This is a genomic window from Ralstonia sp. ASV6 (genome assembly GCF_016429285.1).
GTDB lineage: Bacteria > Pseudomonadota > Gammaproteobacteria > Burkholderiales > Burkholderiaceae > Ralstonia > Ralstonia flaminis.
The window spans coordinates 1-13396 of sequence record NZ_JAELUI010000034.1 but is presented as its reverse complement, the minus strand read 5'-3'; the positions used below and the strand labels follow the sequence as shown (position 1 = coordinate 13396).

General features: G+C 62.7%; 13 protein-coding genes and 2 tRNA genes. 7 read left to right on the top strand and 8 right to left on the bottom strand.

The window, feature by feature from the left end; genetic code table 11:
* The first annotated feature begins 54 nt into the window (after window positions 1–54).
* Together JHD73_RS08895 and JHD73_RS08890 are read left to right on the top strand one after the other, a co-directional pair.
* The gene (locus JHD73_RS08895) at window positions 55–369 is read left to right on the top strand and encodes a TM2 domain-containing protein (RefSeq protein ID WP_199029872.1); all 315 of its coding nucleotides are present in this window, start codon (window positions 55–57) and stop codon (window positions 367–369) included.
* 14 nt (window positions 370–383) lie between these two features.
* Entirely contained in the window at window positions 384–551 is a 168-nt protein-coding gene (locus tag JHD73_RS08890; RefSeq protein ID WP_199029870.1) for a hypothetical protein, read from the top strand.
* Between the two features lie 3 nt (window positions 552–554).
* Here the strand turns inward: JHD73_RS08890 and JHD73_RS08885 are convergent, their stop codons facing one another.
* From JHD73_RS08885 to JHD73_RS08865, 5 genes are all read right to left on the bottom strand, one after another.
* Window positions 555–1316 (bottom strand): arginyltransferase, encoded by a 762-nt coding sequence (locus JHD73_RS08885; RefSeq protein WP_199029868.1) that lies wholly within the window; start codon window positions 1314–1316, stop codon window positions 555–557.
* Entirely contained in the window at window positions 1303–2049 is a 747-nt protein-coding gene (gene aat / locus JHD73_RS08880; protein ID WP_199029866.1) for a leucyl/phenylalanyl-tRNA--protein transferase, read from the bottom strand. Before aat ends, JHD73_RS08885 begins: the two co-directional genes overlap by 14 nt.
* Window positions 2050–2074: 25 nt before the next feature.
* Window positions 2075–2662, bottom strand: coding sequence for an NUDIX hydrolase (locus JHD73_RS08875; RefSeq protein WP_199029864.1), 588 nt, complete (start codon window positions 2660–2662; stop codon window positions 2075–2077).
* A 196-nt stretch (window positions 2663–2858) separates the two neighbouring features.
* Window positions 2859–2935, bottom strand: a tRNA-Met gene (locus tag JHD73_RS08870).
* 28 nt (window positions 2936–2963) lie between these two features.
* Window positions 2964–3040 (bottom strand) — tRNA-Met (locus tag JHD73_RS08865).
* Window positions 3041–3269: 229 nt separating this feature from the next.
* Here JHD73_RS08865 and JHD73_RS08860 point away from each other — a divergent pair.
* Window positions 3270–4304, top strand: coding sequence for a quinone-dependent dihydroorotate dehydrogenase (locus tag JHD73_RS08860; protein WP_199029863.1), 1035 nt, complete (start codon window positions 3270–3272; stop codon window positions 4302–4304).
* A 16-nt stretch (window positions 4305–4320) separates the two neighbouring features.
* Here the strand turns inward: JHD73_RS08860 and JHD73_RS08855 are convergent, their stop codons facing one another.
* Window positions 4321–4641: a hypothetical protein gene (locus JHD73_RS08855; RefSeq protein ID WP_233176859.1), complete on the bottom strand. Its 321-nt coding sequence runs from the start codon at window positions 4639–4641 to the stop codon at window positions 4321–4323.
* Window positions 4642–4954: 313 nt separating this feature from the next.
* On the opposite strand from JHD73_RS08855, the gene JHD73_RS08850 reads away from it, so the two are divergent.
* Window positions 4955–6859, top strand: a complete 1905-nt coding sequence (locus tag JHD73_RS08850) for a potassium transporter Kup (protein ID WP_199029861.1) — start codon at window positions 4955–4957, stop codon at window positions 6857–6859.
* A gap of 87 nt (window positions 6860–6946) precedes the next feature.
* Here the strand turns inward: JHD73_RS08850 and JHD73_RS08845 are convergent, their stop codons facing one another.
* The gene (locus JHD73_RS08845; protein ID WP_199029859.1) at window positions 6947–7387 is read right to left on the bottom strand and encodes a hypothetical protein; all 441 of its coding nucleotides are present in this window, start codon (window positions 7385–7387) and stop codon (window positions 6947–6949) included.
* 202 nt (window positions 7388–7589) lie between these two features.
* Window positions 7590–9926 carry a Tex family protein gene (locus JHD73_RS08840; protein ID WP_199029857.1) on the bottom strand — a complete coding sequence of 779 codons (2337 nt, stop codon included), beginning with the start codon at window positions 9924–9926 and terminating at the stop codon, window positions 7590–7592.
* A 119-nt stretch (window positions 9927–10045) separates the two neighbouring features.
* Here JHD73_RS08840 and JHD73_RS08835 point away from each other — a divergent pair, with 119 nt between their 5' ends.
* The 3 genes from JHD73_RS08835 to JHD73_RS08825 all read left to right on the top strand — a co-directional run bounded on the left by JHD73_RS08835 (window position 10046) and on the right by JHD73_RS08825 (window position 13249).
* Window positions 10046–10813, top strand: a complete 768-nt coding sequence (locus JHD73_RS08835; RefSeq protein WP_199029855.1) for a hypothetical protein — start codon at window positions 10046–10048, stop codon at window positions 10811–10813.
* Between the two features lie 38 nt (window positions 10814–10851).
* Window positions 10852–11055, top strand: coding sequence for a DUF465 domain-containing protein (locus JHD73_RS08830; protein WP_021194625.1), 204 nt, complete (start codon window positions 10852–10854; stop codon window positions 11053–11055).
* Window positions 11056–11131: 76 nt separating this feature from the next.
* Window positions 11132–13249 (top strand): ATP-dependent DNA helicase, encoded by a 2118-nt coding sequence (locus JHD73_RS08825; protein WP_199029853.1) that lies wholly within the window; start codon window positions 11132–11134, stop codon window positions 13247–13249.
* The last annotated feature ends 147 nt before the right edge of the window (window positions 13250–13396 follow it).

Genomic DNA, 13396 nt, shown 5'->3' with positions numbered 1-13396 from the left:
GAACGCGCGAGCCGCGCTGCTGTCTGACCGGAAACGCCCACGCTTACCGACCCTATGAACGAAACTGCCCGCGAAATCATGCTGTACGACGCCCAAAAGAAGACCACCGGCGTCGCCTACCTCTGGTGGTTCCTGTTGGGCTTTCTCGGGGCGCATCGTTTCTACGTGAAACGGCCGGGCAGCGGCATCGCGCAGGCGGTCGCCAACATTGGCGGGACCTGGCTGGCGTTTCGCGACATGAGCAATACGGCGGGCTGGGTGCTGGCCGTCATCGGCGGGCTGTGGGTTTTGGTGGATGTATTCCTGATCCCGGGGATGGTCCGCGCATACAACACGGTGCTGGCCGAACGGCTCACAACCACGCCATGAGAGGAGTTGACCCGATGAACCGAACGACTGGATGGAAACGTGCCGTGCTGTGGGCCGCGGGGTTGGTGTGCGTGGGTGCCGCGCTGGCAGGTTGCACGACCTCGCGCGAGCAATACAGCCAGAGCTCCAATATCAGCGCATACGGCGTGATCGATGCCGGGATTGAGCGAACCTCTCGCTGAGGCTTACTCCGTGGCCGGTGCTACGTCCTCAAATCGCCGCCACTCCCCATTGACCAGCAACTCCAGCGGCTGGAACAAAGCCTTGTAGGCCATCTTGCGGCTCTGTTCGATCCAGTAGCCGAGGTAGACATAGGGCAGGTCCAACGCCTGCGCCTGGGCGATCTGCCAGAGCACATTGTATGTTCCGTAGCTCGCCTTGTGCTCCATCGGATCGTAGAACGTGTAGACGGACGACAAACCGTCCTCCAGCACGTCGATCATGCTTACCATGCGCAGCTTGCCCGCCAATGGCGATTCGGGTGGCTCGCGAAACTCGACTAGACGCGAATTCACCCGGCTTTGCAGCAGGAACTGCTCGTACTGGTCGCGGCTGTCATGATCCATGCCGCCGCCGGCGTGGCGGACGGATTGGTAAAGCAGGTAGAGCTGGTAGTGCTCTTCGACATAGGTGAGCGGAGCGACCAGCGCCTCGAGCGACTGATGCCGCTCCACAGCGCGGCGTTGCGTGCGTGAAGGCGAAAACTGATCGACCACGACGCGACAGGGCGTGCATGCGTGGCAGTCGTCACAGTGGGGGCGATACGTGAAGATGCCGCTGCGCCGGAACCCGGCGCGCACGAGCTTGGAGTAGACGTCCGCGTTGATCAGGTGCGCCGGCGTGGCGACCTGCGAGCGCGCCAAGCGGCCATCCAGGTAGCTGCACGCGTAAGGCGCGGTGGCATAGAACTGCAATGCCGAGAGAGGAAGTTCCTTAAGCTTGCTCATTGCGCACGGTCCATCGACGAAGCGCGGATTTGTCGAAGTGCCACGGCACGATGGCCGGCGCGTTGGCCGCTTCCCGCACATGCGCGAGAAACGCTGCGCGCGGCACCGGGGCTCCTCCCAGCGACGCCAGATGTTCGGTCTCCTGCTGGCAGTCTATCATCGCGACGCCCTGACTGCCGAGGAAGGCGCACAGTGCCGCCAAGGCGATTTTTGAGGCGTCGGTACGGTGGGCGAACATGGATTCACCGTAGAACATACGGCCCAAAGATACGCCGTACAGACCGCCTACGCGCTTGCCGGCATACCAGGTCTCGACGCTGTGGGCATAGCCGCGACGGTGCAGGGCGGTATACGCCTGGATCACGTCTTCGGTGATCCACGTGCCGTGCTGGCCAGGACGCGCGGTGGTGGCGCAGTCGACCATCGTTTCGCGGAATGCGTGGTCGATGCGGATTTCCCAGGCGGGGTTATCGAGCACGCGGCGCAGTGTCTTGCGGAACGTAGCTGATACGCGAAAGTCCTCCGGGCGCAGCACCATGCGCGGATCAGTGCTCCACCACAGCACCGGCTGGCCCTGCGCATACCAGGGAAAGATGCCTTGCCGATACGCAATCAGCAGCCGCTGCGGAGAAAGTTCGGCGCTTGCGGCAAGCAGGCCCGGCGCCTCGGATTCAGGCCCGAGCGCGCGATCGACCGGCGGAAAGGGATCGTGCGGATCCAGCCAGGCGATCATGATGCGGAGAAATGTTGAGGCCGGATTACGACGTCGTGGCCGGTGTGTCGACCGTGGCCGAGCGCATTGGCTTGTAGATGTCCAGCGTGTGGAGGCGGAAGCTGCCGTCGGTCAGCTTGCCTGCCGCGCGGTCGGCAAAGAAGCAGCGAAGCGTATGGATGACGGTCGGGAAGGCGAGGTCATCCCAGGGGATGTCGGCTTCATTGAAGAGCGCGACTTCCAGGCTTTCCTCGCCCGCAGCGAAATTGAGATTGCTCAACTTGGCCAGGTAGAACAGGTGCACCTGATGCACGTGCGGCACATTCAGCACCGAATACAGTTCACCGATCTCGATGCTGGCGCCAGCTTCTTCCAGCGTTTCTCGCTCGGCGGCTTGCGCGGTCGTCTCTCCAATTTCCATGAAGCCTGCGGGCAAGGTCCAGAAACCGTAGCGCGGCTCGATGGCGCGTTTGCACAGCAGGACCTGATCGTTCCACACGGGCACAGTGCCGACCACGTTGCGCGGATTCACGTAGTGAATCGTATTGCAGTGATCGCACACGTCGCGCAGTCGGTTATCGCCGGCGGGGATGCGCGAGACGACTGGCTGGCCGCAGTTGGAACAGAATTTCATGGGAACCATGTGCACTCAGGCAGGTGGAATATCTCAGTGTATCACCGAGGTGGTGTGGTCCCGCATGGTCGGGGTATCGACTGAGCTGCGGGCTGTGGCGGCACGCAGAAAAGCAAAAAGCCCGCTAGTTGCGGGCTTTGCTGCAGTGTTTCTTATTCGGCCCAGGTCTTGGAGCGAGCCGTTTGACTTTCGTCGTTGGTTGCGGGGGCAGGATTTGAACCTGCGACCTTCGGGTTATGAGCCCGACGAGCTGCCAGACTGCTCCACCCCGCGTCCGTAAAAAACACGTTCGACTTCTGGCTGGTTGCGGGGGCAGGATTTGAACCTGCGACCTTCGGGTTATGAGCCCGACGAGCTGCCAGACTGCTCCACCCCGCGTCCGTCGAATAAAAGAGTATATCGAAACTGCTGTGGCGATGCAACATCTTTCTCGTGCAATCGTCACTGTGGTGGTGCGTGATGCTTGTGCGATGTGCCTACGAGGGCAAGCCGTGCCTGATTGTTAGACGCATCCAGTATCGTGATGTTCGAATGCGGCGCACACGATGCATTGCAATGCGCGCGCCGTTTACAATGCGGCCTTTCGCGTTTTCTCCTGACTCTGACCGTGCTCAACGCCCTGTACCCGCTTGCCCGCCCGCTGCTGTTTTCGATGGACCCCGAAGACGCGCACCACTTCACGTTGAACCAGCTCAAGCGGGCGCATGCGATGGGGTTCTCCAGTTGCATTGGTGCGCGCATTGCGCCGCAACCGCGCACGGTGATGGGTGTGACGTTTCCGAACCCGGTGGGGCTGGCTGCTGGCCTAGACAAGGACGGTGCCTATATTGACGCGCTCGGCGCGCTTGGCTTCGGCTTCATCGAGGTGGGCACGGTCACGCCGCGCGCGCAGTCGGGCAACCCGCGTCCGCGCATGTTCCGCTTGCCGGCCGCGAATGCGCTGATCAACCGCATGGGTTTCAACAACGGTGGTGTCGATGCCTTCATCAATAATGTCAAGGCATCGAAGTGGCGCGAGGCGGGTGGTGTGCTCGGCCTGAACATCGGCAAGAACGCCGATACGCCCATCGAACGCGCCGTCGACGATTATCTGCACTGCCTGGAGCGCGTGTACCCGCATGCCAGCTACGTGACGGTGAACATCTCGTCGCCGAATACGAAGAACTTGCGTCAGCTCCAGGGTGCGAGCGAACTCGATAGCCTGCTCGGTACGCTGCGCTATGCCCAGCAGCGCCTGGCCGATCAGCACAAGCGCTACGTGCCGGTGGCGTTGAAGATCGCGCCGGATCTCGACGACGATCAGATTGCCAACGTGGCCGATGCGTTGTTGCGCCACAAGATGGATGGCGTGATCGCGACCAACACGACGATCCGCCGCGAAGCTGTGACCGGCTTGGCGCATGCGGAAGAGGCGGGCGGCCTGTCGGGTCAGCCGGTGCGTGAAGGTTCGACGCGAGTGATTCGCGCGCTGCGCGGTTTGCTGGGCGATACCGTGCCGATCATCGGCGTGGGCGGCATTCTGGCGGGTGAGCACGCGCGCGAGAAGATCGACGCTGGCGCACAGCTTGTGCAGCTCTATACCGGGCTGATCTATCGTGGTCCGTCGTTGGTGGCGGAGTGCGCTCGCGCGCTGGCACGTTGAACCGTGTCAACCGGCCCTAGCGCCGGGTCAGGTAGATGACGATGGCGCTGACGGCCACCACGGCCGCCGCCACGTCATACGGGCCTGTGTAGTCCGCCCACACCGCCGGATCGAGACGCTGCGCGAACGCCGACTGCGTCCAGGGCAGGATCACGCGCGGAATGGCGAACAGCACCACAGCGACGACCAGCAGCACGATCAGTGCGGCCAGTGCGGTCTGTGTACGTCCCCAGATGCGGATGGATGAATAGGACAAAGCCCGACCTTGTTCAGGAATTGCCGCGTCGCCGTCCGGGCGGTCTGGCAAAGAAGTTTGCAATTCAGCTTTGTCGGTCATTCTCCTACAAATTTCTGTCCGCTGCTGTCCTACGTTTGGCTATGTGCAGTACAGCACGCCTGATCCGGCAACAAGGTGCATAGCGCTTGGCTTTGCTCCGGTTTCCGTTACAGATATCAAACGGCTGTTTGTCGATGCGATTCGACGCGGGCGCCCCAAAACGCCAATGGCAAGGGGGGATTTGTCCTGATGCAGCGCGGCAACGACTGCCCGTTTGAGGGGTTGGCGTGAGAAAGGCGCGGAGTACAATCCGCCCTCATTGTGCATTGCACTATTTTTTGAGCGGCCAGTACTTTGGCCGATTTACAAGCACATGAGTCAAGCTCTTACAGCAGCGGGGTCCCCCCCCAAGACCAACGTAAACCTGCGCGCCATGGTGATCGGCGCGGTCGGTGTGGTGTTCGGCGACATCGGGACCAGCCCGCTGTACTCGCTCAAGGAAGCCTTCAATCCGGAGCACGGCATTCCCTTTTCCAATACCGCGGTGCTCGGCATCATTTCGATGCTTTTCTGGGCGATGGTGATCGTGGTGTCGCTCAAGTACGTGCTGTTTGTCATGCGCGCCGACAACAACGGCGAAGGCGGCATCCTCGCGCTGATGGCGCTGTCGCTGCGCACGGCCAATCCGAACTCAAAACGCGTGTCGCTGCTGATGATGCTCGGCGTCTTCGGGGCGTGCATGTTCTATGGCGATGCGGTGATCACGCCGGCCATCTCGGTGCTTTCAGCCATGGAGGGCCTGGAAATCGCGGCGCCTGCGCTATCGCCGTTCGTGCTGCCGGTTACGCTGGTAATCCTGACAGCGCTGTTCCTGATCCAGCGCAGCGGTACATCGGTGGTCGGCAAGCTGTTTGGTCCAGTGATGTTGGTGTGGTTTGCCGCACTGGCAGCGCTGGGCCTGATGAACCTAGTGAAGGCTCCCCAGATTCTGGTGGCCATCAACCCGATGTATGCGATTTCGTTCCTGCATGACCACGCGCTGCAGGCATTCATCGTGCTGGGTTCGGTGTTTCTGGTGCTGACCGGCGCGGAAGCGCTGTACGCCGACATGGGCCACTTTGGCGCGCGCCCGATCCGCTGGGCGTGGTTCTTTATCGTGGCACCGAGCCTGTTGCTGAACTACTTCGGCCAAGGCGCCATGATGCTGACCGACCCGAGCACGATCGAGAACCCGTTCTACCGCTCCGTGCCGGAGGCGCTGCAGCTGCCGATGGTGGTGCTGGCCGCGGCCGCAACGGTCATTGCCTCGCAGGCCGTGATCTCGGGGGCGTTCTCGCTGACGAGCCAAGCGATTCAGCTGGGCTTTGTGCCGCGCATGCGCATCCGTTATACGTCGGAAGCTGAGATCGGCCAGATCTACGTGCCGATGGTCAACTGGATGCTGCTGATCCTGGTGATTGGCGTGGTGCTGGCGTTCAAGAAGTCCGACAACCTGGCCGCGGCCTACGGTATTGCCGTGACGACCACGATGGTCATCACCACGGTACTGGCGGCGGTGGTGATGCGCTCGGTGTGGCGCTGGAACCCGGTGCTGGTGTCGTTGGTGTGCGTGGGCTTCCTGGTGGTCGACCTGGCGTTCTTCGCGGCCAACCTGCTGAAGATCCGCGATGGTGGCTGGTTCCCGCTGATGCTGGGTGCCGGCGTGTTCTTCCTGCTGATGACCTGGTACAAGGGCAAGAAGTTGTTGCGCGCGCGCAGCCTGGAAGACGGCATTCCGCTGGAGCCGTTCCTGGCGGGCCTGCTGGCGCATCCGCCGCATCGCGTGGAAGGCACGGCGGTGTTCCTGACCGGCAATACCGACTTTGTGCCGGTGTCGCTGCTGCATAACCTGAAGCACAACCGCGTGCTGCACGAACGCGTGATTTTCATCAGCTTTGTCACGCGCGACATTCCGTACGTAGATGACAAGCACCGCGTGACGGTGCGTGACCTGGGCGGTGGCATCTACATCGTCAAGGCCGAATATGGCTTCAAGGAAACGCCGGACGTGTACCGTGTGCTCGAACTGGGTCAGCCGCAGATCGGCACGCGCTGCGAACTGATGGACACGTCATTCTTCATCGCGCGTGAATCGGTGGTGCCGTCCAAGCTGCCGGGGATGTCGATGTGGCGCGAGCGTCTGTTTGCCTGGATGCACCAGAACGGCGCCAAGCCTTCGGACTTCTTCCATATCCCCGCCAACCGCGTGGTGGAACTGGGGACCAAGGTCGAGATTTAAGACCGTCGTCACTGAAAAACAAAACGGCCCGTGCGAGAGAGACGCACGGGCCGTTTTGCTTGAGGCGTACCGCAAACACCATCGGAATTACATCTTCGACGCAGCCTTGTTGCGCTCATGCACTTCGTCGTTGCGCGCGTGCACGTCGTGGTTGCGGTCCTTGACGTCGTGATGCAGGTCGCGACGATCATTGTGCAGGTCGCGGCGGTCGGCGTTGATCTGGTGCTGGTCTTGAGCGCGCTGCTTGTTCCAGTATTCGGCCCCCTTGACGTTGCCATGGGCCAGATCGCGATCTTCGCGGCGTTGGGCGGCGTTGCGTTCAGCACGTTCGTCAGCCAGGGCGGCCTTGTCTGCGCCAATGTCTGCACGGTCACGGCGGATATCGCGGTTGTCGTGACGGATGTCACGGTTGTCCTGGCGAATCTGCTGGTTGTCTTGCTGGACTTGCGTGGCTGGGCTGGTCTGGGCGAAGGCAGCGGTGCCAGCGGCAGCAAGCAGGATGGCGATCAGGGTATGGCTCGTCTTCATGGTGTTTCTCCTCGTGGGTGCCAGGCGCGATGTGTGCCTGTGCCTCCTTAACGGGCCGAAAAGACGCGCCGACGACGCGCGAGTGTTAAGAAAGTTCCATACAAGTAAGGACTTGTAACGCACTCCGCATAGTTCGAGATGGGCCAACAAAAAGCCCGCCGGGTCCGAAGACCGGGCGGGTTCTGTCCAGCGAAACGCGCGTTTAGCGCTTGAGCTTGGCGAAGGCGGCCGCCATGGCGCCGCCTGCCGGTGCTGCCTCACGGCGTTGCTGCCCGCCTTGGCGATTGCTGCCGCTATTCGGGCGATCACCGCCGCCGGTGCGGGCAGGCGTCTGGCCCGGCTCGTCCGACAGGCGCATCGTCAAACCGATGCGGTTGCGCTTGACGTCCACCTCCATCACCTTGACTTTGACGATCTGGCCGGGCTTGACCACCTCGTGCGGGTCGCGCACGAACTTGGTCGACAGCGCCGACACGTGCACCAGACCATCCTGATGCACGCCGATGTCGATGAACGCGCCAAACGCGGCCACGTTCGTCACCACGCCTTCGAGCACCATGCCTGGCTGCAGGTCCTTGATGTCTTCCACGCCGTCCTGGAAGGTCGCGGTCTTGAACTCGGGGCGCGGGTCGCGGCCGGGTTTTTCCAGTTCCGAGAGGATGTCGACCACGGTCGGCAGGCCGAACTTCTCGTCGGTGAAGTCACGGGCGGTCAGGCCGCGCAGTGCCTCGCGGTTGCCGAGCACGTCGCCGATGCCTTTCTTGATGCTGTCCAGAATGCGCTTGACCACCGGATACGCTTCCGGGTGGACGGACGAGCGATCGAGCGGGTTGTCGCCATCATTGATGCGCAGGAAGCCGGCGGCTTGCTCGAACGTCTTGTCGCCCAGGCGTGGCACCTTCTTCAGTGCATCGCGGTTGGAGAATGCGCCGTTGGCATCGCGGTATTCGACGATGTTCTTGGCGAGGATCGAGTTCAGGCCCGACACGCGCGCCAGCAGCGGGGCAGAGGCGGTGTTCACATCCACGCCGACCGCGTTCACGCAATCCTCGACAATCGCATCCAGCGCGCGGGCCAGCTCGCGCTGGTTCACGTCGTGCTGGTATTGGCCAACGCCGATCGACTTCGGGTCGATCTTCACGAGCTCGGCCAGCGGGTCTTGCAGGCGGCGTGCGATCGACACCGCGCCACGCAGCGACACATCCAGCTCCGGAAATTCCTTGGCGGCCAGTTCCGACGCCGAATACACCGACGCGCCAGCCTCGCTCACCACGATCTTGGTGAGCTTCAGCTCGGGCATGTTGCGCATGAGGTCTTGCACCAGCTTGTCGGTCTCGCGGCTGGCCGTGCCGTTACCGATGGAAACCAGCGCCACGCCGTGCTGCTTGGCCAGGCGTGCCATCGTCGCGAGGGAGCCGTTCCAGTCGCGGCGCGGCTCGTGCGGGTAGATCGTGGCGGTTTCCAGCAGCTTGCCGGTGTGATCCACCACCGCAATCTTGCAGCCCGTACGGATGCCCGGGTCGACGCCCATCACAGCCTTCGGGCCAGCGGGTGCGGCCAGCAGCAGGTCGTGCAGGTTGCGGCCGAAGATCTTGATGGCCTCAGCTTCAGCCGATTCGCGCAACTGCGTCAGCAGTTCCGTCTCGATGTGTGGCTGCACCTTGACGCGCCAGCACCAGCGGCACACGTCCGACAGCCATTTGTCGGCCGCGCGACCCTTGTTTTCGATGCCGACATGGCGCGCGATCATGGTTTCGCACGGGTGCGGGCTCATCGCATCCTGTTCTTCGCCCAGGCCCAGCTTGACGAACAGCACGCCCGCATTGCGGCCGCGGAACAGCGCCAGCGCACGGTGCGACGGCACGTTGCGGATCGGCTCGCTGTAGGCGTAGTAATCGCGGAATTTCTCTTCCTCGGCGGTTTCCTTGCCTTCCACCACCGTTGACGAGACCAAGCCCTGGTTCCACAGGTGCTCGCGCACCTTGCCCAGCAGCTCGGCCGTTTCGCCAAACTGTTCGGAGAGGATGTCGCGTGCGCCGTCCAGCGCGGCCTTCACATCGGGCACGCCCCCGTCTGCGGTCGGATTGCCGTTGACGAACTTGGCGGCTTCGGCCTGCGGGTCAAGTGTCGGATCCGCCAGTAGCGCCAGTGCCAGCGGCTCCAGGCCGCATTCGCGGGCGATCTGCGCGCGCGTGCGGCGCTTGGGCTTGTAGGGCAGGTAGAGGTCTTCCAGCACCTGCTTGGTCTCGGCGGCTTCGATGGCCGTGCGCAGCGCGTCGGTCAGCTTGCCTTGCTCTTCGATGGAAGCCAGGATGGCCGCGCGACGGTCTTCCAGCTCGCGCAGATACAGCAGGCGCTCTTCCAGGTTACGCAGTTGCGTGTCGTCCAGGTTGTCCGTCACTTCCTTGCGGTAGCGTGCGATAAACGGCACGGTGGCGCCTTCGTCCAGCAGTTGCACGGCGGCGGCAACCTGATGTGGCTTGACCGCCAGTTCAACGGCAATGCGGGAGACGATCTTCTGCAACACGGAATCGGTCATTGCTTCCAGAGAGTGCGATGGGAAGCCGCGCATTTTGCCATAAGGCACAATCTGTTCCGGCGCTGACTGCGCCCCCCACGCGACGTTTGCCGCACAGGCGCGGTGATAAAATGCACGTTATGCCTACGCTCCCGTTTTCTGCCCATTGCCACACGGTTGGCCGCGCCGGTGCGCGCCGTGTTTCCCGCCTGGTTCTGCTGATTGCCGCGCTCTGTGCCGCACCCGCATGGAGCCAATCTCAGCCGGCTGTTGCGTCAACGTCCGCATCGGCTTCCGCCGTGCCTGCCACGCCACCGGATTTCGGCGCGGAACACGACCGCATCAACAGTGCCAAATCGTGGGCCGAGTACCGCTATGCGCAGGCCGAGCGCGCGTGTTACGACAAGTTCTTCGTTACACACTGCATCGACAAAGCCAAGGATGTGCGCCGAACGGAACTCCACACCATCCGCGAGCGCGAGCTGGCGCTGGACGAAGCGGAGCGTGCCGACAGCGCTGCACGCCGCGATCAGGATCGCGCCATCCGCGAAGCCCAGTACAACGCCGAGCGTCCACAGCGCGAAGCCGCCGAGCAGAAGAACCGCACCGACTTCCAGAACAAGCAGGAACAGCAGCGCTTGAACGAAGCGCAACGCCAGGCCGAAGCGCCGCAGCGTGCCGCCAACGCGCAAGCGAACGCTCAGAAGCATGCGGAGCACGACGCCAAGCTCAAGGCCGCGCAAGAGCAGGGCGCCGCCAATGCCGCCAAGCGCGCAGAGAACGTCAAGCAGTTCCAGGAGAAGCAGCAGGACGCCGTGCAGCGCCAGAAGGAACTGGAAGAGCGCCGCGAGCAGACCAAGCGCCGCAACGAACAAAACAACGGCAACGCGAGCCCGCTGGGGTTCTAAACTCGGAAGCGTGGACGGGTGTGTCCCGGGAGGAAGTGATGGACAGCGATCTGAACACGATCTCACGTCGCATCATCGAACTGCAGATCGAGCATCGTGATCTCGATTTCCTGATTGACAAGCTGGCGTCGGAAATCGATCACGACGAGCTGCAGTTGCGGCGGCTCAAGAAGCGCAAGCTCAAACTCAAGGACGCCATCACGCTGCTACAGTTGCAGCTTGAGCCGGACGTGCCGGCTTAAGCATCGCCTACCCCAACATCGAGAAGCCGCCAGCACGTGCGGCTTCCTTCATTTGCCCCCAAGGGACTTTTCTCCGTTGACTTCGCTTTCCCCGCTCGCCGAGCCGCCGAGTGATTCCGGTGCGGCTGGTGACAGCTCTGCTCCCGCCGCCGTCCCCGCCGATGCCCATCATGGTGAACTGGCGACACTCTTCGCCGACGACGGCACGCTGGCCAAAGGCATCGACTCGTATCGGCCGCGCAGCTCGCAGCTGACGATGGCGCAGGCGGTGGCCAATGCCATTGAGGCCGCCGATTCGCTCATCGTCGAGGCCGGCACGGGCACGGGCAAGACTTACGCGTACCTTGTTCCGGCGATGCTGTGGGGCGGCAAGGTGATCCTGTCCACGGGGACGAAGAACCTGCAGGATCAACTCTTCCTGCGTGACATTCCGACGGTGCGCAAGGCGCTGAATGCGCCGGTCTCGGTGGCGCTGCTCAAGGGGCGTGCGAACTACGTCTGCCATTACCACCTGGAACGCACGTCGCAGAACGGGCGCCTGTCGTCGCGTCAGGATGCGGCGTGGCTGCGCCAGATCAATCTCTTCCTGAAGACCACGAAGACGGGCGACAAGGCCGAGATGTCCACCGTGCCCGAGAACGCGCCGGTGTGGAATCTCGTGACGTCCACGCGCGACAACTGCCTTGGTTCCGATTGCGCGTACTACAAGGACTGCTTCGTCATGCGCGCCCGCAAGGAGGCGCAGCAGGCCGATGTGGTGGTGGTCAACCATCACCTGTTCTTTGCAGATGTGATGTTGAAGGACACGGGAATGGCCGAGTTACTGCCGGCGGCCAATACGATCATCTTCGACGAAGCGCACCAGTTGCCCGAAACCGCCACGCTGTTCTTTGGCGAGACGATTTCGACCAACCAGATTCTGGAGCTGGCACGCGATGCCGTGGCTGAGGGGCTGTCGCATGCGCGTGATGCGGTGGATTGGGTTGCGATTGCCGCACCGCTGGAGCGTGCCGCACGTGATCTGCGCCTGGTGTTCCGCCAGGACGGCGCGCGCCTGTCGATCAAGCAGATCGACAACGATCAGGAGACAGCCAAGCCGTTCTACGAAGTGCTGCCGAAGCTGGAGCAAGCGCTGTCGGATTTCACAGGCGCGTTGGAGGCCCAGGCCGAGCGCGCCGAGACCATCGAGCAGTGCCATCGGCGTGCCGCCGCGCTGTGCGACCAGCTGGATGCGTGGGCCAACCCCAAGCCGGCGCCCGTGGTGAAGAACGAAGAGGGTGAGACGGTGGAAACCGCACCGTTCGATGAGCGCGTGCGCTGGGTCGAGGTCTTTGCCAATTCTGTGCAACTGCATCTGACGCCGCTGTCGATTGCGCCGATCTTTTCGCGCCAGCGTGCGGGCCAGCCGCGCGCATGGATATTCACCTCAGCCACGCTGTCGGTGCGCGGCAACTTCACCCATTACGCGGCACAACTTGGGCTCAATCGCGATCAGTCGATGACGCTGGACAGCCCGTTCGACTACGCGTCGCAGGGCTTGCTGTATGTGCCGCGTGATCTGCCGCAACCGAGCGATCCGCGCTTTACGGATGCCGTGCTCGACGCTGCGTTGCCGATGATTGAGGCGGCGGGTGGCAAGACCTTCGTGCTGTGCACGACGCTGCGTGCCGTCAACCGCGCAGCCGAACGACTGGCCGATGAGTTTGCCCAGCGTGGCTGGGATTTTCCGTTGCTAGTGCAGGGGCAGGCCAGCCGCACCGAGCTGCTCGATCGTTTCCGCACGCTCGGTAATGCCGTGCTGATCGGCAGCCAGAGTTTCTGGGAGGGCGTGGACGTGCGCGGCGAGGCGTTGTCGCTGGTCGTGATCGATAAGTTGCCGTTTGCGCCGCCCGATGATCCGGTGCTGAGTGCGCGCATGGAAGCACTGGAAAAGAAGGGCTTGAGCCCATTCGCCGTACACCAGTTGCCGCACGCCGTCATCACGCTCAAGCAAGGGGCGGGGCGGTTGATTCGCTCCGAGACCGATCGCGGCGTGCTGATGATCTGCGACCCACGCCTGGTGGAGAAGAACTACGGCCGGCAAATCTGGCAAAGTCTGCCGCCCTTCAAGCGCACGCGTGAAGCTGATACCGCAGCGGGCTTTTTGCGCTCGCTGCAACCCGATACGCTGCCGGTAGACGCCGGTTCAGACTGATGTTGACGTGACGCACAAATAAAGGTAATTCCTACCCAAACCGGACCAGAGTTACCCTGGTCCGACCATGAAGCGATGCCCGGATTGTTCCGCAAGCAGGCCCTACAAACTCTCCGATGGGCGGCTCAAATGCCGCGCATGCGGCAA